This window comes from Methylobacterium sp. J-026, from assembly GCF_022829585.1.
Lineage (GTDB): Bacteria > Pseudomonadota > Alphaproteobacteria > Rhizobiales > Beijerinckiaceae > Methylobacterium.
The window spans coordinates 36,593-58,823 of record NZ_JAKSYC010000158.1 but is presented as its reverse complement, the minus strand read 5'-3'; the positions used below and the strand labels follow the sequence as shown (position 1 = coordinate 58,823).

The window sequence follows — 22,231 nt, the reverse complement described above, 5'->3', positions numbered from 1 at the left end:
CCGGATACGATCCCCGCGTGACGATTCTGCTGTCCGACACGTTCCGGACGTGGCTCGCGGGCTTGCGCGATCATCGCGCCAAGGCTCGCATCGCAGCCCGGATCCGCGCCGCAGGGCTGGGTCATCTCGGCGACGTCAAACCTGTCGGCGCGGGCGTTTTCGAGATGCGGATCCCGTATGGCCCTGGATACCGGATCTATTACGTTCGCCGCGGCGAGGTGACGTATCTGCTGCTGTGCGGCGGCGACAAGTCCAGTCAGAGCCGGGACATTCAGCGAGCCAAAGCCATGGCTGACAAGCTTGATGGGATTGCCTGATGCGTTTCACCCCCTTCGACGCCTCGGAGTTTCTCGACAGCGAGGAGGCCATCGCCGAGTACCTCGCCACAGCCCTCGATGATCCCGATCCCGAACTGTTCATCGCCGCCCTCGGCGACGTCGCCAAAGCCCGCGGCATGTCACAGATCGCCCGTGAGGCGGGCCTGGGCCGGGAGAGCCTCTACAAGGCCCTGACGCCGGGCTCGAAGCTTCGTTACGAGACCGTCCGCAAGGTCATGGACGTCCTGGGCGTCAAGCTGACTGTCGCGACCGGATCGTCGTAAGCCTGGCCTGACCCGCCCGCCGGAAACCGGAAGACCCCCGTCCGGTGCCGCCACCACCATCCGGTGAGCGCCACCTCGGCGACGACCGCGCCGTCATGGGCGTGGATCATGGCGCCGTCCCCGGTGGCGATGGCGCAGTGGTGGGCCGGCAGGTGGCGGCGGAAGGCGAAGAGCAGCACGTCGCCGGCCCGCGGCACGACCTCGGCGAGGGGGCCGGGCACCAGCACGAGGTGGCGCGCCGCCGCCGCGGTGAGCGGGTCGGTTCCGGGGGCGGCCGATTCCGCCCAGGTGCCCGCATAGGGCGGCACCGCCTCCGGCTCGGCGCCGTAGAGCCCGCGCCAGACCCCGCGCAGCAGCCCGAGGCAGTCGCAGCCGACCCCGCGCAGGGAGGCCTGATGCCGGTAGGGCGTTCCCAGCCACAGGCGGGCCTCGCCGAGCGCCGCCGCACCGATGTCGTGGCCGCGCTCCCTCGGCATCGCGCTCATCGGAACAGGCTCCCGCCGTCGAGGACGTGGTCCGAGGCCGGCACCGGCCGCATCACCGCGTCGTTGCCGGGCATGTGCGGAAACCCCTGGAAGTTCGCCGTGTTGGCGAAGCGGTCCCGGCAGGTGGCGAGGCGCTTGTCGCAGCCCGCCGTGAGGGTGAAGCCGTCGCCCGCCGCGACCGGCCGGGGCGGCGCGGTCCAGAGTTCGATCAGGCTGCCGAGCTGGAGGCGCACATCCGCCGCGAGACCGGCATTGGCCCCCCCGGTCCAGGCGAGGCGACCGCCGGTGAACAGCCCGTCCGGGACAGTCCCCGCCAGCGCCGCCGCGAGCGTCGCCGGTTCCGGGACATCGACGACCGCGCCGGTGGTCCGCCAGGGGGCGAGGTCGACCCGGCAGCGCCCATCCCCGAGATCGGCGCCGCAGGTGGCGCGATAGGTCCGGCCGCGCTCGGCGTCGAGCCGGTGCGCGAGGCCGCGCAGCTCCGCCACGAAGGCGTCGCCCTCCCGGCGCACCTCGCCGATCGTGGCGAGGTCCAGGAGCAGGCGCGTCTCGGGGTCGGCCCAGTCGACCAGCCAGGTCTCCACGGTGGCGCCGTCGTAGAGGCCCCCGGCGATGTCGGCCTCGGTGAGCCCGAGGCTGCTCAGCGCCCCGGCGACGTCGCCGCCGGAGACCGCGAAGCCCAGCTCGGCGCTGGCCTCGGCGGCCTCCAGTCCGGTCCGGGCGGCGTGGACGAGGCCCGCCAGGGTCAGGTCGCGGTCGTGGTCGGTGAAGCCGAGGGCGACCCCGTCCCGCCGCCGCAGGGACCAGCAGCGGCACAGGGTGGTCACGCCCCCCGCGAGATGGGCCGCGAAGGCCGCCGGGATGTCGCGCATGGCTGACCTCTCATACCGACGGCCGGAGACAACGACTCTCGACGGCGATCGGCCGTCGGCCAGCGCGAACGCGCGTCGCCGCGCGGGCGGCGGCTCGCCTATGAGGCGTCAGCCTCATAGGCCACTGGTATCAGGGGACGATCTCGACGAGGGGCACCTTCGGGATCTCGCCCGCCGTGAAGGCCGCGAGGTCGATGGTCAGGTCGTCGGTGTCGAAGCGGACCGGCACGTCGAAGGCGAAGCCCGCGGTCACGGCTTCGCCCGCGGCCGGGACATGGCCGGACGCGAAGGCGACGAGCCCGGTGGTCGGGTCGCAGGCGAAGGCCTCGGGCCCGACCTCCCGGCCCGACACAGCCACCCGGACGCTGCCGGCCACCGGCTTGGCGATCCGGCGGCGATAGGGCGCGAAGCCGGTCCCGTAGGTCTTCACCAGCGGGAAGGTCGCGGTGGCGCCATCGCCGGTGCCCAGCGGCTGATCGAGGGGGCCGATCGCCCGGCCGGGCGGCCCGGAGCGGCCGTCGACCCGGTCGCGGAAGCGGAAGCCGTAGAGCCGGCCGCGCCGCTCCTCGAAGAAGGCCAGCACCGCGTGGAGCGCGTCGAGGCCGCGCAGCCCGAACCCGGCCTCGTAGCGGCGGCGGGAATCGGCCCAGCGGCCGTTCCGGTGCTCCCGGCCCGAGGCCAGGGTGACGATCTCGGTCAGCCGCTGCGGGCCGCCGCCGGCACGCAGCGACACGTCGAGGGGGAACAGCACCTCGTGGAAATCGTCGGCCATGGCGGTCCCGGGGGTTGGAGGCAGGGGGTGGCCCGGGCGCTCACGTCGCCCGCTGGCCCCGCGCCACCGCCCGGGCGAGGCTCGCGGTCACCTGGGCCTCGGAGCGGCGGAAGGCCGCCGGGTCGGGGGTCGCGATATTGACCGTCACGGAGACCGGCCGGGCCGGGGCGGCGCCGGCCGCGACGCCGAGGCGGCCGTCGGGGCCGCGGTTCAGCGGCAGGATCGCCTCCGGGCCGGCCTCGCCCATCAGCCCGGCGCCGCCGGCCATCGGGAAGTAGGTCGGCGCCGCCACGACCCCGCCGGCCGCGAAGGGCTGCACCCGCCCGCCCCGGAACACGCCGCCCCGGGCGAAACCGGGCTCGGACCCGGCCCCGAGCACGGCGTTGAGCAGGCCGGTGACCCCGGACTGGAGCGATCCGGCCGCCGCCCGGGTCGCCGCGCCGGCGAGCCGGGTCCCGATCAGGCCGAGCACCCCGTCGAGGCTGCGCCCCGAGGCGGCGCCGCGGGTCAGCGCCGCGTCGAGGCTCCGGCCGAAATTCTGCGCCAGCCGGTCGAGGGTTTGGAGCCGTTCGACCCGCGCGGAATCCTGGGTATCGGCGTCGGTATCGATCATCGGTCAGCCCCGTCTGAGGTCCGGTCGGGATAGGCGGCGAGCAGGTCCTCGAAGGCCTCCCGACTGAGCGGTTCCGGCCGGGCACGCCGGCCGAGGGCGGCGGCGAATTCCCGCGGGGTCGCCGACCAGAAGTCGCCGGGGCGCCAGCCCAGCGCGCCGAGGCCGAGGGCCAGGGCATCGTCCCAGGGAAAGGCTCTCGGGATGCAGGTCTGGACCGGTGGATCCGGTTCCGGGCCCGGGCCGCTCTCCGCCGACGGGGATGCCGCCTTCTCCGACTGAAGCACGGGTCCCCGCTCCCGTGCGGAAGAGGGACAGGGTGAGGGATCCGGTTTTGCCGAAGGGGGCGCGCCCCGAACGTGCGGCAATCGCGCGCTCTGTCCTGCTCCTCCTCCTCCCTCACCCCAACCCTCTCCCGCTCGGGAGAGGGAGCCCGTCGCGCCCGCCAGAGGCGTCGGTGCGCCACTGTCATGACCCGTGTCGCCAGGGGATCGGGAGCGGCCCTGAGGAGTTGCCGGCGCCTCCCCGAAGGCCGCGGCGAGCGCCGCCCCGAGGGCCGTCGTGACGGCCTCGATCCCGCCCGCCAGGGGCAACCCTGCCACCGCCCCGTCGTCGAGATCGTGGCCGCCGCCCCGCAGGGCGACGCCCAGCAGGGCGATCAGGTCACGCGCCGAGAGCCGGCCGGCGCTGAAGCGCGCCGCGAGGCCGGTGAGATCGCCGGCCCCGAGCAGATCCTCCAGTTCGGCGAGGGCCCCGAGGGTCAGGCACAGGGTGTAGCGCTGGCCGCCGAGGTCGAGCGGCACCGCGCCGCGGATCCGGTTCGCCATGGCGTCAGGCCGCCGTGAAGGCGAGCGCGCCCGCCGAATCGAGGCTCATGTCGAAGGTCACCTCGCCGGCATGGTCGCCCCGGTATTCGAGGCTCGCGATCTGGAACGGCCCCTCCAGGATCCCGAAGGCCGGCACCACGATCTGGAAGGTCTCGATCGCCCCCTCGAAGAAGATCAGCCGCAGGCGCGCGTCCGAGGCCTGGTCGCGGAACACCCCGGAGCCGGCGATCGCGGCCCGGCGGACCCCGGCGCCGGCCAGCAGCTCCCGCCAGCGCCCGGCGGAATCGGCGTTGGTGACGTCCACGGTCTCGGCGTTGAGGGTGATCTGGCGGCTGCGCAGGCCGGCCACCGCCACGAAGCCGCCCGCGCCGTCCCCGGCCCGGATCAGCAGGTCCTTGCCCTTCTGCGCGCCCATCAGCCCTCTCCTCACTGGATCTCGGTGACGGCGTCGACCGTCAGGCTCGCCCGGCCCTCGCCGGTCCGGGCGTCGCGGTGAACCCGGATGGCGCGCACCCGCAGCGTGACGAGGCGACAGCCGGCGAGCGGCATCGCCGCATCGGCCAGGAGCGCCGCCATGCGCTCGGCGGCGTCGAGGGCGGTGCGCACCGAGCCGGGTCGGGCGATCACCGCGACGTCGTGGCTGTGGCGGTGGCGCTCGGCCCCGTCGACGGAATCGTCCTGGATCTCGGCATCGCCGAACAGGGCGTAGACCGGGAGCGCCCCCCGGGGCGGCTCGTCGTAGAGCCGGACCCGGCCACCCAGCAGGGCCGCGAGGGCGGCGTCGGGGGTGAAGCGCGCGATCAGGCCGGCGCGGAACGCCAGCAGCGGGCTCGGATCGGTCACGACCGGCTCTCCCCGGGCAGTTCCTCGACATGGCAGACGCGGTCGCGGCCGCGCCCGTCGGGGTCGGTGACTGCGCGGATCGCGAAGCGGCGGGGGCCGGCGGCGAGCCGCATGGTCGGGTCGAGTTCGGCCCGGCCGCGCAGGGTGACCCGGTAGGCGGACAGCGTGTCGGTCCGGCCGCCCGCGAGGCGCTCGACCACCCCCGCCGGCGCCAGGGCGCCCCACAGGACCGGGCCGGCCACGTAGCGGCGCAGCACCCCGCCGAACCCGTCCGGCTCCTCCAGGGGCCGTTTCAGCACGAAGCGCCGCCGCCGGGCGCCCAGCGGCGGCGTGCGGGGTGGGGTCGCCATCGGGTGTCCTCCGGGAGAGGCCGTCACAGCCGCATCCGGCGGAAGGGCGCGGCGAGGTCGGCGGCATCGGTGCGGGCGGCGTCGGGCTCGTCGCCGCGGTGCTCGTAGCGGGCGGCGGCGAGCCGCAGGATCGCGAGGCGCAGGGGCTCCGGCAGGGGCGGCCCGTCGCCGCCGAACCCGGCCGCGACCTCGATCAGGATCGTGCGCCCGGCCGGGTCCGGCACGGCCGGATCGACCCGCAGGGACGGCGCCTCGACCGGGTCGGGGCCGAGGCGCACCAGCCCGGCATCGAGTTCGGCGACGCCGCCCCGCCCGTCCGCCAGCTCGGCGCGGACCAGGGCCACGAGCGGGCTCAGCGGCAGCGGCAGCACCCCTTCCGGCGGCCAGGCGGCCAGCGCGATCCGGTAGCGGCCCGGGACCAGGATCCGGCGGGTCTCGATCTCCAGGCTGGCCCGGACGGCCGTGATCAGGGCCTGGAGCAGCGCGTCCTCGGCACCGCCATCGTCGGAATCGAAGCGCAGGTAGGCGCGCAGCTCGGACACGCCCACCGGCTCGACGGCGGCGGCATCGATGCGTAACGGGATCATCGCGCGTTCCTCTCGCGGGTGGTCCGAATGCTGGTCTCGAAGCGGGTCTCAAAGCGGGTCTCGATGCGCCGCCCGGCGGCTCTCGCCGTCGCCGTGGCGTCCCTGGCGCTCGCCGGCGTTCCGGCGCGGGCCATCGTCGGCGGCGCCGAGGCCCCCGCCGGCGCTGCCGTCATGGTCCTGTCCTCGAAGGGCGGGGTCTGCACCGGCGTGGTGCTCGCCCCCGACACGGTGCTCACCGCCGGCCATTGCGCGGCCGACGCCCCGGAGCACCGCATCCATTTCCGCGACGCCGCGGGCGCGCCGATCCTCGTGGAGGTGGCCGCGCGGGCGGTGCATCCGGGCTACGATGCCGGCGCCGCGAAGGCCCGGCGGCGCTCGATCGATCTGGCCCTGCTGCGCACCGCGACGCCGCTGCCGCCGCGCTTCGCGCCGGCGACCCTGAGCGCCGCGCCGCCGCAGGCCGGGGAGGCCCTGACCCTCGGGGGCTACGGCGCGGCGCGGCCCGGCGACCCGCGCTCCACCGGAACCTATCGCAGCCTCACCCTGCCGGTGATCGAGCCCTACGGGCCGAGCCGGATCCTGGTCTGGCTGCGGGGCGGCACGGGCGGCGCCTGCCAGGGCGATTCCGGCGGGCCGATCGCCGGGCCGGACGGCGTGCGGGCGCTCGCCGCCTGGATCGGCGGCGCCTGCGGGGGCCTGACCCAGGGCGTCCTCGTAGGGCCGCAGCGCGGCTGGATCGACGGGGTGCTGGAGGGCTGGGGCCGGAGCGCGCGCTGGGCGGGTTGAGCGCCCCGCGGGTTCCGGGCGACCCGTGAATCAGATCGCCGCCGGATACGGGCAACGGCCGGACCCAGGCGCGCGTCCCCCTCCCCCCCTTTGCGCGACGCTATTCACCGATCGCTGGCCGAGCCGCTCTCTCCTCCCTTGGCGATCCCGGGCTTGCCCGGGATCGCTCGAGCTTGCAGGGAGGCGTTGAAGGTGGGGGTGGTGCAGGATGGAGCGGTGCGGTGCCGTCTGCACCACCCCCACCCCTTTCCCCTCCCCGCAAGGGGGAGGGGAAAGCGCCTCCCTTTCAAGATGGTGGTGTCAGCCCGAGGCGTGTGAATCCGGTAGCCGCTGCGGGGGAGGGGGACGCGCGCCCTCGCGGGAGGGGGCAGGCCGTCCAAAACAGCTCCGATCGGGATGCCGGCGGTCCGATCGAGGGCCGTCAATCCAGGACCGCACCATAGTCCGCCCGGCCGCGCCGCTTGGCCGTCTCGTAGAGCACCTGGGCGAGCTGCTCGGCCGAGTAGGGCTTGCGCACCAGGGCGAATCCGTGCGCGTCGTCCATGGCCAGGACGTGGCTGTAGCCGGAGGTCAGCACCACCGGCAGGTCGGGGCGGGTGACCTGCAGGTGGCGCGCGAGGGCGAAGCCGCCCATGCCCGGCATGACCACGTCCGAGAAGACCACGTCGAACCGGTTCGGCGTGCTGTCGAGTTCGGCCAGCGCCTCCTCGGCGGATTTCGCCCACACGGGGGCATGGCCCAGATCCTCCAGGATCTGCGTGCAGAAGCGGCCGACCCCGAGATTGTCCTCCACGACCAGGATGCACAGGCCCCGCTGCGGCGCCGGCGCCCGCTGCGCGTCGCGGCCGGCCTCGGCCGCCGCGGCGGGCGCCGCGACCTGCGGCAGGTAGAGGGTGAAGGTGGTGCCGCCGCCCAGCGCGCTCGCCACGTCGATGTCGCCGCCCGATTGCTTGGCGAAGCCGATCACCTGGCTGAGGCCGAGCCCGGTCCCCTTGCCGACCTCCTTGGTGGTGAAGAACGGCTCGAAGATCCGCCCCAGGTCCGGGGCCGGGATGCCGGCGCCCGTGTCGGAGACCCGCACGGCCACGAACGGCCCCCGCGCGCCGGCATGCCCGCGGATCGCGGGCATCGGGCTGTCGCCGTCGAGGCGCAGGGTCAGGCCGCCTTCCCCGTCCATCGCGTCCCGGGCGTTGACCGCCATGTTGATCAGCGCCGTCTCGAACTGGCTCTCGTCCGCGCGCACGAACCGGGGCGTGTCCGGCAGGTCGATGGCGACGCGGATCCGCGCGCCGGTGACCGAATCGAGCATGTCGGCGATGCTGCGCAGCCGCGCGCAGACGTCGAAGACCTGCGGCGTGAGCGCCTGGCGCCGGGCGAAGGCGAGGAGCTGTCCGGTGAGCTTGGCCGCGCGGTCGACCGTGTCGGAGACCGCGTCGAGGTAGCGCCGCCGGCGCTCCTCCGCGAGCTCGGGCCGGCGCAGGAACTCGACCGAGGAGCGGATGATCGTCAGCAGGTTGTTGAAGTCGTGCGCCACGCCGCCGGTGAGCTGGCCGATCGCCTCGAGCTTCTGCGATTGCCGCAGGGCCTCCTCGGCCTGGCGCTGCTCGGTGATGTCGCGCCCGAACCCGTAGAACATCCCGTCCTCCGGGACGACGGTCCAGAGCACGCGCCGCTGGTCGCCGGCACGGGTCACGCAGGACAGCTCCACATCCTCGACCCGCCGGTCCTCGCAGAGCGGCCGGAGGGCGGCCTGCGCCGCCGCGCGCTCCGGGGCCGCCACGAAATCCAGGGCGGTCCGGCCCAGGGTCTCCGCCTCGGACCAGCCGAGCGCCCGGCTCCAGGAGGGGTTCACCGCCTGGACCTGCCCGTCCCGATCCGCGACGAGCTTCAGCACCGGCGAGAGCGTCCAGACCCGGTCGCGGTCCCGGGTCTGCGCGGCGACCTGCGCCTCCAGGTGCTCCGCCCGCGACCGGAGGAGTTCCTCGATCCGCTTCCGCTCGGAGATGTCGTGCGCAAAGACGTAGAACCCGTCGACCGCGCCGTCCGGCCCGCGCCGGGGCAGGTAGCGGGTGTCGGCGGTCCGGCTCTCGCCGTTGGGGAAGGTCCAGGTCCATTCGTGCCGGGCCTCCTCCCCGGCGAGCGTCCGCGCGATGGCGTGGCGCCGGGCCTCGAAGGCCTCGGGACCGAGGAGGTCGGCCACGGTCCGCCCCACGACATCGGCGGCGGAGAGGCCCGTCCAGGTCTCGTAGGCGGCGTTGGCGAACTGGTAGACGAGGTTCCGGTCGATGAAGGCGATCAGCACCGGCATCGCGTCCGCGACGAGGCGCAGCTCGGCCTCCCGCGCCAGGAGCGCCATCTCGCTCCGGCGGCGCTCGGTGATGTCGTTGAACAGGATGGCGACGCGGTTCCGCATCGGCCCGTCGACCCGGTAGGCGTGCACGTCGTACCAGCGCCCGAGGCCCGCGGCCGGCTGCTCGAACCGGACCGGCTCCCCGGTCCGCGCGACCTGGCCGTAGAGGTCGAACCAGCGCTGCTCGTGGTCGGGCACGAGTTCGCGCATCCGCCGTCCGACCACCTCCGTCAGGCCGGTCTGCCGTTCGAAGGCGGCGTTGACCTCCAGGAAGCGGTAATCGACCGCGCGTCCGCCCTCCGCGAAGATCGGCTCCACGAGGCAGAAACCGGCATCGATGAACGCGAACAGCGAGCGGCAGCGCTCCTCGTTCCGGCGCAGGGCGGCCTCGGTGCAGCGGGACTCGAGCTGCGTCATCACCGCCCGGGCGAGCGCCTCGAGGACGAAGACCTGCTGGTCGGTGAGCGTGCGCGGCGCGTGGTCGAGGACGCACAGGGTCCCGACGACCCAGCCGTCGGGCGTCACCAGGGCGACGCCCGCGTAGAAGCGCAGGTGCGGCGGTCCGCCGACGAGGGCGTTGGCGGCGCGGTCCGGCTCCGCCGCCAGGTCCGGCAGGATCAGGACGCCGTCCGCACCCATGGCCTCGGTGCAGAACCCGAGATCGAGGGGCATCACCCGCGCCGTGTGGCCCACCGCGGCCTTGATCCATTGCCGGTCGGCGTCGATGAAGTTGATATGCGCCATCGGCGTGCCGCAGGCCTGGGCGGCCATCTCGGCGATCTCGTCGAAGGCGCGCTCCGGGGGCGTATCGAGGATGGCGTAGGCGTGCAGGGCGGCCAGCCGCCGGGGATGCTCTGGCTCGAAACCCGACCGGCGGGGCATTGTCTGGTTCGGCGACACGGGGCCGTCATAGCCTACGCCTTCGACCCCCCCAAGGGGTTCGATGCGACGGCGCGCCCCCGACAGGGCCAACGACGGGTTGCCGCGACCGCCCGCTCGCGCTGCGGGCGGCTATCTGCAATTGCAGATTGCACGCTCAGGTCCGCATCGCCGGCGGCATCCCCGGCCGGTCCTGCGGCGCTCGGGAGCCGATCACGAGTTCGTGTTCCGGTCCGTTCCGCGAGGGATCGTGACGACGGGGCGGATCAGGGCTGTGGATTGGATCGCCGCGCCCGGGAGCCGCGGCGGCCCATGCCGCGTTGGCCAGCGCTGAGGACACGGATTCGGACGGGCATGGCCAATCGCAGGTTGAAGCCGGGTACACAGCCGGGCGTCGAGGACGCGCCGCTGATGCCCACGGGGGCGCTGGCGGTGGCACTCCTGGGCTTCGCCGCGGGCGCCGGCCCCGTGGTTCACGTCGCCCGGGACGGCCGCCGCCTGGAGGATCTCGCCGCGACCCTCCGGGCCCTCGACCCCGAGATCCGGGTCGCGGTCTTCCCGGAATGGGACTGCCTGCCCTTCGACCACGCCTCGCCGTCCCGGGCCACGATGGGGGCCCGGGCCGCCGTGATGCGCTGGCTGACCGACCGCGCCGCCCTGCCGGATTTCGTGCTGACCACGGCGCCGGCCCTGGTCCAGCGGGTGCCCCCGCCGGAGACCTGGGCCTCGGCCCGGGTGACCCTGCGGGTCGGCGACCCGCTCGACGTCGCCGCGGCGACCGCCGACCTCAAGCGCCTCGGCTACATCCTCGACGAGCGGGTCGACGAGCCCGGCGAGATCGCCGTCCGCGGGCGGACCGTGGAGGTGTTCCCCGCCGCCGCGCCGCGCCCCTGCCGGATCGAGCACGCGGAGGGGCGCGTCGCCGCGATCCGCTCCTACGATCCGATCTCGCAGCGCTCGGTGGCGGAGGCGGACGAACTGGTGATCGATCCCGCCACCGAGATCGTCCTGGAGCCGGGCTCCGGACAGAGTTTCGAGCCCTTCACGGGCCAGGAGCACCGGCTGGACCGCTACTATCCGCGCCTCGTCACGCTCCTCGACTACCTGCCCGAGCCGCGCCTCGTGGTCGAGGACGGCACGGAGGCCCGGATCGACGCCTTCTTCGAGCAGATGGAGGAGGCGCGGGGCCGGTTGAAGGCCCGCGACGGAAGGGGCACGGCGGGGGCGGGCCTCTATCTCACCCCTGCGGGATGGCGGGAGATCGTGGCCGAACGGGGCCGGCTCGCCGCCACAGAGGCCGCCGGTGAGCCGCTGACGCTCCCGTCCTTCGCCCGGGAGCGCCGGCCGGGGACCGCCTTCGCCAAGGCGCTGCGCGCGCGGCTGAAGGCCGGCGACATCGTCGTCCTGGCGGGGACCCGCCAGCCCCTGCGGCGCCTCGTGCGCCAGGCCGGCCGGACCGCCGAGCGCCCGATCCGCCTGATCGACGCCTGGTCCGACGTCGCCGCGGCGGCACCGGGCGACGTCCTGGCCCTGGAGGCGCCGCTGGCGGCCGGGTTCCGGGTGCCCGGCCAGGGCGCCACCGTGATCGCCGCCGCGGACCTGTTCGGACCGGAGGCCGCGGTGGCCGGGGGCGTCCGGGCGATCCTGCCGATGGGCGAGGTCGACCTGCGCCCGGGCGACGTCGCCGTCGACCGCGACCGCGGCCTGTGCGTGTTCGAGGGGCTCGAGCCCGTCGCCACGCCGGGCGGCGAGCCCTCCGAGGCCCTGCGCCTGCGCTTTGCCGGCGGCGGGATCCTGATGGTGCCGGTGGCCCAGGCGGACCGGATCTGGCGCTACGGGCCGGAGCCCGACGCGGTCACCCTGGACAAGCTCGACGGCGGCACCTGGCCCCGGCGCCGGCTGGAGGCCGAGGCCACGATGGCCCGGACCGCCCGGCTCATGCTGGAGGCCGCCCGGGCCCGCCGGGAGACCGAGGCGCCGGTGCTGGCGCCCCCGCCCCAGGACATGGAGCGCTTCGCCGCCGGCTTCGGCTTCGCGCCGACCCCGGATCAGGCCGCCGCCGTCGACGCGCTGATGGCCGATCTCGCCTCCGGCCGGCCGATGGACCGGCTCGTCTGCGGCGATGTCGGCTTCGGCAAGACCGAGGTCGCCCTGCGCGCCCTGGCGGCCGCGATCTTCTCGGGAAAGCAGGCCGCGCTGATCGCCCCCACCACCGTCCTGGCGCGCCAGCACGCCGAGACCCTGCGCCGCCGCTTCGGCCGCTTCGGCGTGGAGGTGGCGCAGCTCTCGCGCCTCGTGGCCCCGGCCGAGGCCCGGCGGGTCAAGGCGGGGCTCGCCGACGGCACGATCCGGCTCGTGGTCGGCACCCATGCGCTGGCCGGCAGCAGCGTGCGCTTCGCCGATCTCGGCCTGACGGTGATCGACGAGGAGCAGCGCTTCGGCGCCCGGATGAAGGCCGACCTGCGCCGCCTCTCGGCGGGCGGCCACGTGCTGACGCTCACCGCCACGCCGATCCCGCGCACCCTCCAGGCGGCCCTGGTCGGGCTCCAGAGCCTCAGCGTGCTGGCCACGCCCCCGGCGCTCCGCCAGCCGGTCCGGACCGTGGTGGCGCCCTTCGACGCCGAGGCGGTCCGCGAGGCCCTGATCCGCGAGCATCGGCGGGGCGGCCAGAGCTTCGTGGTCTGCCCGCGCATCGAGGACATCGCCCCCATGGCCGAGCGCCTGCGCGGCCTCGTGCCCGGCCTCGACGTGCTGGTGGCGCACGGGGACCTGAAGCCCGCGGCCATGGACGAGGTCATGGTCCGCTTCGCCGACGGGGACGGCGACATCCTGCTGGCCACCGCCATCGTGGAGAGCGGGCTCGACGTGCCCCGGGCCAACACCATGCTGGTCTGGGAGGCCGCCCGGTTCGGGCTGGCGCAGCTCCACCAGCTGCGCGGCCGGGTCGGCCGCGGCCAGCGGCGCGGCGTCGTCCACCTGCTCAGCGACCCGGCCGCGCCGCCCCCGCCGGCAGCCCTGCAGCGCCTGCGCGCCCTGGAGGCCCTGGACCGGCTCGGCGCCGGCTTCGCGGTCAGCGCCCGGGACCTGGACCTGCGCGGCGCCGGCGACCTCGTCGGCGAGGACCAGGCCGGCCACGCCAAGCTGGTCGGGCTCGGCCTCTACCAGCACCTGCTGCAACTGGCGCTGACCGCCGCCAAGGGCGGCCGCGCCGAGGATTGGAGCCCGGAGATCGAGCTCGGGCTCCCGAGCCGGATCCCCGAGGATTACGTGCCGGAGCCTGAGATCCGCCTGAGCCTCTACACGCGCCTCCTGCGCCTGCGTGAGGCCGAGGCGATCGAGGCGCTGGCCGGCGAGGTCGAGGACCGGTTCGGGGCGCCGCCGGCGCCGATGCTCGCCCTGTTCGATCTCGCGCGGCTGCGCGCGGCCTGCTGCGAGCTCGGCGTAGCCCGGCTCCGGGGCGGGCCGCAGGGCGTCGCGGCCGATCTGAGGCCGGACCGTCCGCTCGCCGCGATGGCGGTGGCGGACGGGATCGTCCTGCGCGAGGGCCGCGTCGTCTGGAAGCGGCCCTGTCCCGATGCGGCGGCCTGCGCGGCCCTGGCGGCCGACCTCCTCGACCGCGTCCGCGCCGCCCGGGAGCGGGCCGGCTGAGCTTGCGCCGGACGCTTCAAAGGGTCACAGGCGGTCGCGCAGACAACGCGAGAGGGAATGTCCCATGCACGTCACGATTGAGCAGGCCGACCGCGCCATCGCCGCCGCCCGGGCGAAGGCGGTGGAACTCGGCACCCAGATGTGCATCGCGGTGGTCGATTCCGGTAGCAACCTGAAGGCGTTCCACCGCATGGACGACGCCTGGGTCGGCTCCATCGACATCGCCCAGAAGAAGGCCAGGACGTCGGTGTTCTTCGGCATGATGACCGGCCAGATCGGCCAGCTGTCGCAGCCCGGCGGCCCGCTCTACGGGATCGAGCACTCGAACGACGGGCTGATCACCTTCCCGGGCGGGATCCCGATCGTCGATGCCGAGGGGGTGATGTCGGGGGCGATCGGCGTCAGCGGCTCCACCGTGGAGAATGACCACACGGTCGCGGAGGCCGGCGCCAAGGCCATCGGCCGCACCGAATTGCCGGCCCATCCCTGGCGGACCTGAGCCGACGGCCTCGTCCCGGCGGGCGGCCGCCGCGCCGGGGACGGGGGCTCAGGAGGCGCGCCGCGCCAGGGCGCGGCCGATGCCGAGCAGCAGCATCCCCGAGAGCAGGTGCAGGGCGGCGTCGCCGTGGTGACCCAGGGCGGTATGGACCTCCATGCAATGATCGGCCGCCGCGTCGAGATGCTCCAGCGGCGCCGGACGGCCCTCCCGCCGCGGCGCCGACGCGCCGTGCAGGTCGGTGATGTCGATATAGGCGCCGCGCCCGTGCAGGTTGCCGGTCTCGTCGGGTGCCAGCAGACCCCGGTTGAGGATCCAGCGGGTCTCGCCCGCCCCGGTCAGGATGCGGAACTCGAGGGAGACCGGTCCGCCCGTCCGCCGGAGGTTCCGGATCGTGTCGAAGACCCAGGCGCGATCCTCCGGATGGATCCGCCCGAGGGCCACGGCGAGGGGCACGGGCTTGCCCGCCAGTGCGGAATCGCCCGCGAGCAGGAATGCGGCGCCCCGGTCGAGCACGGATCGGCTGGCGGCGACATCCGTATCCCAAGTGCCGACGAACCCCGCGGCCTGCAGGGCCGTGGCTGTCGTGGAAGCCAGAAGCATCGGAACTCCTCAAACCCGCATTCGGCCGACGATCGCTCCGCGGTTCGAGCAACCATCCGACCGGCGGTCTGTGACGTCAATGTCCGGACACGGCAGGCGCAGCAGACCTTTCGAGGTACCGAACACGGTGTCACGAAATACTACATGAATCAACTTTCGATCCGATTTCGGAAATTGCCGGACCTGTCAGGACGTCGGAAGATCCGGATCGGCCGAGGCGGTCGACTGTTCCAGCGATACGCCGGGGCGTGCGGCGGGTCGATGCCCGGGGCCGGATTCCGGGGCCGCCGCGTCCCTGGTGCGGATCCCGATCGCGGCCTAACCTCGTGCCTTCCGCAAAGGGGCATCGCATCGTGGATCGCACCAACCTCCCTCTCTCGCAGGATCGGCTCTGGGACAGCCTCATGGAACTCGCCCGGATCGGGGCGCTGCCCAACGGCGGCAACGATCGCCAGACCCTGACCGATCGCGACGCCGAGGGCCGCGCCCTGTTCCGGCGCTGGGGCGAGGCGGTGGGGCTGACCCTCACCGTGGACAGGATCGGCAACATGATCTTCCGCCGGCCCGGGCGGGATCCGGACGCGGCCCCCGTGGCCATCGGCAGCCACCTCGACACGCAGCCCACCGGGGGCAAGTTCGACGGGCCGCTCGGCGTGCTCGCCGGCCTGGAGATTATGCGCGCCCTGCACGAGGCCGGGATCGAGACCGAGGCGCCGCTCCTGCTGATCAACTGGTGCAACGAGGAGGGCGCGCGCTTCGCGCCGCCCATGAGCGGCAGCGGCGTCGCCATGGGCATCGTCCCGGAGGCCGACGTGATGGCGACCCGGGACCTCGCCGGCGCCGTCTTCGGCGACGAGCTCCGGCGGATCGGCTGGCAGGGCGCGGCGGATCCGGCGGCCCTGCGCGGGCTCGGCGCCTATTTCGAGCTGCATATCGAGCAGGGCAAGCGCCTGGAGGATGCGGGCCTGACCATCGGGGTGGTCGACCGGGCGCTGGCCCAGAGCTGGTACGAGATCACCGTTTTGGGCGAGGAGGCCCATGCCGGCAGCCCCATGGCCGGGCGCCGCGACGCCATGATGGCCGCGGCGGCACTGATCGCGTCGCTCGAAGCGATCGCCCACGACGCGGTCGGCGAGGGCGGCGAGCGCGGCCGGGCCACCGTGGGGGTCCTGACCGCGGAGCCTTCGAGCCGCAACATCACCCCGGGCCGGGTCTGGTTCAGCCTCGACACGCGCCACGGCGACACGGCGCAGCTCGAAGCGATGCGGGCGCGGATCCTGGCCCGGGCCGACGCGCTGGCGGCGGAGCGCGGCGTGACGATCCGCGTCGCGGAGTTCTGGCGCGCGCCGCCGACCGCCTTCGATCCGGTTCTGGTCGACCGGGTCCAGGCGGCCGCCGAGGCGCGGGGCCATGCCTGGACGCGCATGCCGACGGCGATCTACCACGACGCCGTCTATTGCGCCCGCGCGGTCCCCGCGGCCCTGGTGTTCTGCCCCTGCCACGGCGGCATCAGCCACAACGAGGCCGAGAGCATCACGCCGGACTGGGCCGGAGCCGGGATGGAGGTCCTGGCCGACGCGGTTCTGGCCACCGCCCGGATCGTGCGCAGCTGAGGGAACGGTTCCGCCATGCCCGACGACAACGTCATCCGCCCGGCCTTCGGGGCCGTGCGCCGGCCCGCGCCGGCCGGCCAGGCCGAGGCCGACCCGCCGCCCCTGCGCGTCTTCGGCACGGGGGCCGGCCACCGGGTCGGCCTGATCCGGGACCGGGCGGCCGCGGAGGGCGACGTGTTCCGGATCGTGGTCGGGCCGGAGGACGCGCCGTTCGTCGAGACCGTGGCGCTGCTGCCGGCCACCGCCGAGGCGGAGGCCGAGGCCGAGCGGATCGGCTTCGCGATCCTCCGGACCCTGGAGGTGGTCGAGGGCGCGCCCTAGCCGCAACCGGCCCCCGCGGCGGCGGTCTGCGCGGGGGGCAGGACGGGATGCCAGCCGGGCCCGGACGGGCACCGGCGCGCCGGGAGGGACGCATGCGTGAGGGCAGGGTCAGCAGCACGGAGATCGCGATCCCGGCCCGGGCCGGGATGGTCTGGTCGGTGCTGACCGACCTGGACGCCTACCCGGCCTGGAACCCGTTCATCCGCCGGGCGGAGGGCCCGCTGCGGGCGGGCGCGCGCTGGCGCCTGGAGCTGACCCTGAACGGCCGCGCCTACCGGACGGTGCGGGTGCAGGTCACCGCTTGGGAGCCCGGCCGGCGGCTGACCTGGCGCGGTGGCATCCCGATGCCGCCGCTGATCACCGGCACGCACGATTTCCGGATCACCGAGACCCGGCAGGGCGTCGGCCTCGTCCAGGCGGAAACCTTCGCGGGCTGGCTCGCCCCCGTCCTGTTCCCGTGGCTGCGGGCCCGCACGCAGGCCCGGTTCGCCGAGATGAACGCCGCCCTGCGGGACGAGGTCGCCCGCCGGCTGGCCGAGACCGCCTGACCGCGCCCCGTCCGGGGCGCGGTCCGGTCACTCGATCGGCTTGGGCTTGATCACGGGCGAGCGGGTCAGGCTCTGGATCTCGCGGCCCGGCCGCCCGGACTTGCGGGCGATCTCCTCCTCCTGCTCGGCGATGAGCTGGCGGGCCGGCTCGTCACCGTCCAGGCCGCCCAGGATCTCGACCGGCACCCGCCGATTCGAGGCCCGGGAGCCGTCGGTGTAGACGATATCGAACAGAACAAAGCCCCGCTCCTGCGGTCTCGACTTGATGCGCTTGGCCATAGGTGCTGATACGCCGCCGGAATCGGTCGCGGCAAGCCGCGGCGGCGGGCGGGGGTTGCGCGGTGCGCACATGCCGCGCCCGGTGCGCCCTGGCCGATCCGCAGTGATCCCCCGCGCCGTTCCGCACGAAGGCCGCTGGCCTTCGTGCGGAACGGCGCGGCCCAGAAAACCGGAATCCCGGCCCCGATCCGGGCCGGGCCCCAAGCCAACCGAGGACGCCGTCCGTGATACCCTGGGTTCATCTCGATACCGGATCCGTGCCCGGCGGCGGCACCGACCTGCGCCTGATGCGGCGCGGCGAGGAGTTCGCGATCCTGGCCGACACGATCGAGCTGATGAACAACCGCCGCAGCGGCTCCGAAGTGGCGCTCGCGGCGCTGACCTGCGCGCGGCTGGCGGACCGGCCCCGGGCCCGGATCCTGATCGGCGGCCTCGGCATGGGCTTCACCCTGCGGGCGGCCCTGGAGAATCTCGGCCCCGAGGCGCGTGTGGTGGTGGCCGAGCTGGTGCCGGCGGTGATCGCCTGGGCCCGGGGCCCGCTGGCCCACGTCTTCGCCGGCTGCCTGGACGATCCCCGGGTCGACCTGCAGGAGGCCGACGTGAACCGCCTGATCCAGGCGGCGCCGGCGCGCTACGACGCGATCCTGCTCGACGTCGACAACGGCCCGGAGGGCCTGATGCGCCGCTCCAACGACCGGCTCTACGACAGCTGGGGCCTCAAGCGGGCCCATTGGGCGCTGCGGCCGGGGGGCATCCTGGGGGTCTGGTCGGGGGCCCCGGACCGGAAGTTCAAGAGCCGGATGCAGCGCTCCGGCTTCGACGTGGACGAGCGGCGCGTCCATGCCAGCGGCCGCGGCAGCGGTCCCAAGCATGTGGTCTGGCTCGGGACGCGGGGCGCGGCGCCGGGGGCTCCGGCCGTCCCCGGCCGGCCGGAGAAAACCCGCTGATCCGGCGCGCTGCCGCTCACGGTCGCACCCCCTATCCCGGCACCGCGAGGTTCCGCACATTCCCCCCATGGGTGCGAATGACGGGCCTCTCTACACGGTCGAGGTCAGGCCGAGCCGGCACGATCCGGGCCGCTTCACCTGGGCGATCCGCGACCGCGGCAAGCTGGTCCGGGGGTCGTACCGCCCGCACGCCTCCGAGCACGCCGCCCGCGCCGTCGCCCTGGCCGAAGTCGAGCGGCTGATCGGGCATGACGGGCGGTCGGGGAGCGCCTGACACCCTCGCGCCCGTCCCGGCCCGGGCGCTGTCATCCAATCGTCGCAGACGGGCCAGAAAGGCACTCGCTGCAGCCGAGGCAGAGAGGGCTCCATGGACTTCCACCGTCGCTTCACGGTCCTGATGTGCGCCCCGGCCTTCGATCCGGATGACCTGGAGGGCGCGCGCGTCGCCCAGATCGTGGCGGCGGTCGAGCATCGCGGCTTCGAGGTGGTGCGCGCCCGGCGGGTCGAGGACGCGGCCATCGCCGTGCAGACCGACGCGGCGGTGGGCTGCCTCGTGGTCGACTGGGGCAAGCGCGGCCTCGACGGCAAGGCCGCCGCCCTGATCGACATGATGCGCAAGCGCGGCCTGGAGATGCCGATCGTCATCATGGTCCGCCGCAAGCGGCTGGAGGACATCCCGGTCGAATTGCTCGACTTCATCGACGGCTACATCTTCCTGGCGGAAGAGACCCCCGAATTCATCGCCCGCGGCCTGGTCAGCCGGGTCACGCAATACGCCCAGACCCTGAAGACGCCGTTCTTCGGCGCGCTGGTCGACTATGCCGAGAAGGGCAACCAGCTCTGGACCTGCCCGGGCCACAACGGCGGCATCTTCTACAACCGGTCGCCGATCGGCCGGATCTTCGTCGAGCATCTCGGCGAGGCGATCTTTCGCGACGACCTCGACAATTCGGTGCTCGATCTCGGCGACCTGCTGACCCACGAGGGTCCGGCGCTCAAGGCCCAGAAGGAGGCCGCCAAGATCTTCGGGGCCGAAAAGACCTACTTCGTCCTCAACGGCACCTCGGCCTCCAACAAGATCGTGCTGTCCTCCCTGGTGGCCGAGGACGACTTGGTCCTGTTCGACCGCAACAACCACAAGGCGGCCCATCACGGCGCCCTGTTCCTCGGCGGCGGCATCCCGATCTTCCTGGAGACCGACCGCAATGCCTACGGGCTGATCGGCCCGATCTACCACGAGGCCCTGAACGAGACCCGGATCCGGGAAAAGATCCGCGCGAACCCGCTGGTGACCGATCCCGAGGCGTGGCGCCGGGAGCGGCCGTTCCGGGTCGCGGTGATCGAGCAATGCACCTACGACGGCACGATCTACGACGCGCAGGTGATCCTGGAGAAGATCGGCCACCTCTGCGACTACATCCTGTTCGACGAGGCCTGGGCGGGCTTCATGAAGTTCCACCCGCTCTACGCAAGGCGCTTCGCCATGGGGCTGACCGGCCTCGACGAGACCTCGCCGGGCATCGTCGCCACGCAATCGACCCACAAGCAGCTCGCGAGCTTCTCCCAGGCCTCGCAGATCCACACGCGGGACGGGCATATCCGCGGCCAGACACGGCGGGTCGAGCACAAGCGGCTCAACGAGAGTTTTCTGGTCCACGCCTCGACCTCGCCGTTCTACCCGCTCTTCGCCTCCCTCGATGTCGGCGCCCAGATGATGAAGGGGCGCTCGGGCATGATCCTGTGGGACGACACGATCCGGCTCGGGATCGAGTGGCGCAAGAAGGTCCGGGCGATCCGTCGGGAATTCGAGGAGCACGAGCGCGACCCCGCCCGGCGCTGGTTCTTCGACCCGTTCGTGCCGGACGTGACCGTGAACGCCGACGGGGCCGAGGTGCCCTGGGAGAGCGTGGCGACCGACGAGCTCGCCGCCACCCCCCGGCACTGGGAGCTGAAGCCGGGCGCGCGCTGGCACGGCTTCACCCACGTGGCCCCGGGCTACGCCATCACCGACCCGAACAAGCTCACCGTGCTGACCCCGGGCTTCGACCGGAAGACCGGCGCCTATGCCGATCACGGCGTGCCGGCGCCGATCGTGGCCCAGTACCTGCGTGAGAACCGGATCGTCGCCGAGAAGAACGACCTGAACTCGCTGCTCTTCCTGCTGACCCCGGGGGTCGAATCCTCCAAGGCCGGCACGCTGATCTCGGGCCTCGTCGCCTTCAAGCGGCTCCACGACGACAACGTCCCGCTGGAGGAGGCCATGCCCGAATTCGTGGCGCGCCGGCCGAACCGCTACCGCGGGGTGCGCCTGCGCGAGCTCTGCGGCGAGTTCCACGCCTTCCACCGGGAGGCTGGCACCTCGGCGCTGCAGCGGCGCCAATTCGCCCCCGAGCACCTGCCCGAGATGGTGATGGCGCCCAAGCGCGCCGCCCAGATGCTGACCCGCAACAAGGTCGATTACGTGCCGATCGCCGAGGCCGAGGGGCGGATCGCCACCACCCTGATGCTGGTCTACCCCCCGGGCATCGGCACGGTCCTGCCCGGCGAGCGCCTGGACGAGCGGGCCAAGCCGATGCTCGACTATTTCAAGATGTTCGAGGCCTCCGCCAACCTGTTCCCGGGCTTCGAGGCCGAGATCCAGGGCGTCTACCGGGAGGTCGACCCGGACGGGCGGATCCGCTTTCACACCTACGTGGTCCGAGAGGGCGCCTGATGGAGATCGAGGTCGAGACCCCCGGCCCGCCGGTCGCGCAACCCTGCCCGGACATCGTCATCCGCGCCTCCTCGGACGCCGATGTCGAGGCGATGGTGGCGATCTACGAACACCACATCAGCAAGGGCGTGAGCGATGTCGGCGTCGCCGAGGAGGACCGCCTGCTCCCCGACGATCTGAAGCGGCGGCGCAAGACCATGCGCAAGAAGCGCCTGCCCCACCTCGTGGCCGAGCGCGCCGGCCAGGTCGCGGGCTACGCCTACGCGGTGCCGTTCCGGAAGCGCCCGGCCTACCGCTACACCCTCAAGCACTCGATCTACGTGCATCCCGACCACCTGCACGCCGGGATCGGGCGCCGCCTCCTGCCGGCCCTGATCGAGGCCTGCGCGGCCGGCGGCTACCGCCAGATGATCGGCTATATCGACGCCGAGAACGCCGCCTCCCTGCGCCTCCACGAGGCCTGCGGCTTCGTCCAGGCTGGCTATCTGCGGGCGGTGGCGTTCAAGTACGGCCATTGGTCGGACAGCGTGATGGTCCAGCGGGCGCTCGGCACGGGATCCGAGGACCGGCCCGGGGCGTAGGGCGTAGACCCGGCGGGCGCGCCACCACGCTCGGCTTGCCGATAAAACAGGCGCCGACTGCATGCCGTCCGGATCTGCCCGACCCGGCGATGTCTGGGCATCGGACGAACCCGTCCGTTCCGCTACCGCTGCCCCTTGCGACGGGGCCGTGCCGGTGCCCTGCGCGTGATCCGCATCGCATCCGGTGACAGCACATCGGGGGCCGCCTCAAACCCTGAGGCGACCGGCATTGGCGCCGAACCGACAGTCGTTTCGGGGGGCTTGCCGATCCCGGCCGCGTCCAGACGGTCATTGTGACATTTCAATCACGGCCTGAGAGGAAAACCGCGTCCTCGGCGGGAACCACCCCATGACCTCCCGAAGGCTGGCGGGCGAAGACGCGCCCAAATCACGCCACTCAAGAATATAGTCGGCTGCCTATTACGAGACCGGCGGTCGGAATTTTGATATCGCACAAAATCTGTAAAATTTCCTATCTTATGATACGATCGTGTAATGATCGTATGTGGTGGCTTGCGAT

24 protein-coding genes and 1 pseudogene are annotated in these 22,231 nt (G+C 73.5%); 12 read left to right on the top strand and 13 right to left on the bottom strand.

The window, feature by feature from the left end:
- Positions 1-17: 17 nt before the first annotated feature.
- Entirely contained in the window at positions 18-317 is a 300-nt protein-coding gene (locus tag MKK69_RS15025) for a type II toxin-antitoxin system RelE/ParE family toxin (protein ID WP_243968976.1), read from the top strand.
- Positions 317-601: an addiction module antidote protein gene (locus MKK69_RS15020; protein WP_243968974.1), complete on the top strand. Its 285-nt coding sequence runs from the start codon at positions 317-319 to the stop codon at positions 599-601. Before MKK69_RS15025 ends, MKK69_RS15020 begins: the two co-directional genes overlap by 1 nt.
- On the opposite strand, the gene MKK69_RS15015 is transcribed toward MKK69_RS15020, so the two are convergent.
- The 10 genes and pseudogenes from MKK69_RS15015 to MKK69_RS14970 all read right to left on the bottom strand — a co-directional run bounded on the left by MKK69_RS15015 (position 532) and on the right by MKK69_RS14970 (position 5,947).
- Complete coding sequence (locus tag MKK69_RS15015) at positions 532-1,086, bottom strand: NlpC/P60 family protein (protein ID WP_243968972.1); 555 nt, start codon at positions 1,084-1,086, stop codon at positions 532-534. The two genes, MKK69_RS15020 and MKK69_RS15015, sit on opposite strands and share 70 nt — an antisense overlap.
- Positions 1,083-1,958: a DUF2163 domain-containing protein gene (locus MKK69_RS15010; protein WP_243968970.1), complete on the bottom strand. Its 876-nt coding sequence runs from the start codon at positions 1,956-1,958 to the stop codon at positions 1,083-1,085. The genes MKK69_RS15015 and MKK69_RS15010 overlap by 4 nt, the downstream gene beginning before the upstream one ends.
- Positions 1,959-2,088: 130 nt before the next feature.
- Positions 2,089-2,730 carry a DUF2460 domain-containing protein gene (locus MKK69_RS15005; RefSeq protein WP_243968969.1) on the bottom strand — a complete coding sequence of 214 codons (642 nt, stop codon included), beginning with the start codon at positions 2,728-2,730 and terminating at the stop codon, positions 2,089-2,091.
- 40 nt (positions 2,731-2,770) lie between these two features.
- Positions 2,771-3,343, bottom strand: a complete 573-nt coding sequence (locus MKK69_RS15000) for a phage tail tape measure protein (RefSeq protein WP_243968967.1) — start codon at positions 3,341-3,343, stop codon at positions 2,771-2,773.
- Entirely contained in the window at positions 3,340-3,627 is a 288-nt protein-coding gene (locus MKK69_RS14995) for a phage tail assembly chaperone (protein WP_243969030.1), read from the bottom strand. The genes MKK69_RS15000 and MKK69_RS14995 overlap by 4 nt, the downstream gene beginning before the upstream one ends.
- A gap of 222 nt (positions 3,628-3,849) precedes the next feature.
- Positions 3,850-4,167: pseudogene (locus MKK69_RS14990) on the bottom strand (gene transfer agent family protein); the annotation flags it as partial.
- Positions 4,168-4,171: 4 nt separating this feature from the next.
- Positions 4,172-4,582 (bottom strand): phage major tail protein, TP901-1 family, encoded by a 411-nt coding sequence (locus MKK69_RS14985; RefSeq protein ID WP_243968964.1) that lies wholly within the window; start codon positions 4,580-4,582, stop codon positions 4,172-4,174.
- An 11-nt stretch (positions 4,583-4,593) separates the two neighbouring features.
- A complete protein-coding gene (locus tag MKK69_RS14980; protein ID WP_243968962.1) occupies positions 4,594-5,010 on the bottom strand; it encodes a DUF3168 domain-containing protein in 417 nt (138 codons plus the stop codon).
- Positions 5,007-5,360: a head-tail adaptor protein gene (locus tag MKK69_RS14975; protein WP_243968960.1), complete on the bottom strand. Its 354-nt coding sequence runs from the start codon at positions 5,358-5,360 to the stop codon at positions 5,007-5,009. The genes MKK69_RS14980 and MKK69_RS14975 overlap by 4 nt, the downstream gene beginning before the upstream one ends.
- Before the next feature lie 23 nt (positions 5,361-5,383).
- The gene (locus MKK69_RS14970; RefSeq protein WP_243968958.1) at positions 5,384-5,947 is read right to left on the bottom strand and encodes a hypothetical protein; all 564 of its coding nucleotides are present in this window, start codon (positions 5,945-5,947) and stop codon (positions 5,384-5,386) included.
- A 27-nt stretch (positions 5,948-5,974) separates the two neighbouring features.
- On the opposite strand from MKK69_RS14970, the gene MKK69_RS14965 reads away from it, so the two are divergent.
- A complete protein-coding gene (locus tag MKK69_RS14965; RefSeq protein WP_243968956.1) occupies positions 5,975-6,733 on the top strand; it encodes a S1 family peptidase in 759 nt (252 codons plus the stop codon).
- A 421-nt stretch (positions 6,734-7,154) separates the two neighbouring features.
- Here the strand turns inward: MKK69_RS14965 and MKK69_RS14960 are convergent, their stop codons facing one another.
- Positions 7,155-9,965 (bottom strand): PAS domain-containing protein, encoded by a 2,811-nt coding sequence (locus MKK69_RS14960; RefSeq protein ID WP_243968955.1) that lies wholly within the window; start codon positions 9,963-9,965, stop codon positions 7,155-7,157.
- A 351-nt stretch (positions 9,966-10,316) separates the two neighbouring features.
- Between MKK69_RS14960 and MKK69_RS14955 the strand changes: the two genes are divergently transcribed.
- The gene (locus tag MKK69_RS14955; protein ID WP_243968954.1) at positions 10,317-13,610 is read left to right on the top strand and encodes a DEAD/DEAH box helicase; all 3,294 of its coding nucleotides are present in this window, start codon (positions 10,317-10,319) and stop codon (positions 13,608-13,610) included.
- 64 nt (positions 13,611-13,674) lie between these two features.
- Positions 13,675-14,109 carry a GlcG/HbpS family heme-binding protein gene (locus MKK69_RS14950; protein ID WP_243968953.1) on the top strand — a complete coding sequence of 145 codons (435 nt, stop codon included), beginning with the start codon at positions 13,675-13,677 and terminating at the stop codon, positions 14,107-14,109.
- A gap of 48 nt (positions 14,110-14,157) precedes the next feature.
- Here MKK69_RS14950 and MKK69_RS14945 read toward each other — a convergent pair whose 3' ends face one another.
- Positions 14,158-14,709 (bottom strand): PAS domain-containing protein, encoded by a 552-nt coding sequence (locus MKK69_RS14945; protein WP_243968951.1) that lies wholly within the window; start codon positions 14,707-14,709, stop codon positions 14,158-14,160.
- 350 nt (positions 14,710-15,059) lie between these two features.
- Between MKK69_RS14945 and MKK69_RS14940 the strand changes: the two genes are divergently transcribed.
- From MKK69_RS14940 to MKK69_RS14930, 3 genes are all read left to right on the top strand, one after another.
- Positions 15,060-16,322 carry an allantoate amidohydrolase gene (locus MKK69_RS14940; protein ID WP_409564816.1) on the top strand — a complete coding sequence of 421 codons (1,263 nt, stop codon included), beginning with the start codon at positions 15,060-15,062 and terminating at the stop codon, positions 16,320-16,322.
- 15 nt (positions 16,323-16,337) lie between these two features.
- On the top strand, positions 16,338-16,643 hold the full coding sequence (locus tag MKK69_RS14935) for a hypothetical protein (protein ID WP_243968949.1): 306 nt from the start codon (positions 16,338-16,340) through the stop codon (positions 16,641-16,643).
- A 92-nt stretch (positions 16,644-16,735) separates the two neighbouring features.
- Positions 16,736-17,191: an SRPBCC domain-containing protein gene (locus MKK69_RS14930; RefSeq protein WP_243968948.1), complete on the top strand. Its 456-nt coding sequence runs from the start codon at positions 16,736-16,738 to the stop codon at positions 17,189-17,191.
- Between the two features lie 27 nt (positions 17,192-17,218).
- Here MKK69_RS14930 and MKK69_RS14925 read toward each other — a convergent pair whose 3' ends face one another.
- On the bottom strand, positions 17,219-17,470 hold the full coding sequence (locus tag MKK69_RS14925) for a hypothetical protein (RefSeq protein WP_243968946.1): 252 nt from the start codon (positions 17,468-17,470) through the stop codon (positions 17,219-17,221).
- A gap of 224 nt (positions 17,471-17,694) precedes the next feature.
- On the opposite strand from MKK69_RS14925, the gene MKK69_RS14920 reads away from it, so the two are divergent.
- The 4 genes from MKK69_RS14920 to MKK69_RS14905 all read left to right on the top strand — a co-directional run bounded on the left by MKK69_RS14920 (position 17,695) and on the right by MKK69_RS14905 (position 21,711).
- Complete coding sequence (locus MKK69_RS14920; protein ID WP_243968944.1) at positions 17,695-18,417, top strand: spermidine synthase; 723 nt, start codon at positions 17,695-17,697, stop codon at positions 18,415-18,417.
- Positions 18,418-18,484: 67 nt separating this feature from the next.
- Positions 18,485-18,691: a hypothetical protein gene (locus MKK69_RS14915; protein ID WP_243968942.1), complete on the top strand. Its 207-nt coding sequence runs from the start codon at positions 18,485-18,487 to the stop codon at positions 18,689-18,691.
- 93 nt (positions 18,692-18,784) lie between these two features.
- A complete protein-coding gene (locus MKK69_RS14910) occupies positions 18,785-21,130 on the top strand; it encodes an Orn/Lys/Arg decarboxylase N-terminal domain-containing protein (RefSeq protein WP_243968940.1) in 2,346 nt (781 codons plus the stop codon).
- A complete protein-coding gene (locus MKK69_RS14905) occupies positions 21,130-21,711 on the top strand; it encodes a GNAT family N-acetyltransferase (protein ID WP_243968938.1) in 582 nt (193 codons plus the stop codon). Before MKK69_RS14910 ends, MKK69_RS14905 begins: the two co-directional genes overlap by 1 nt.
- Positions 21,712-22,231: the final 520 nt, after the last annotated feature.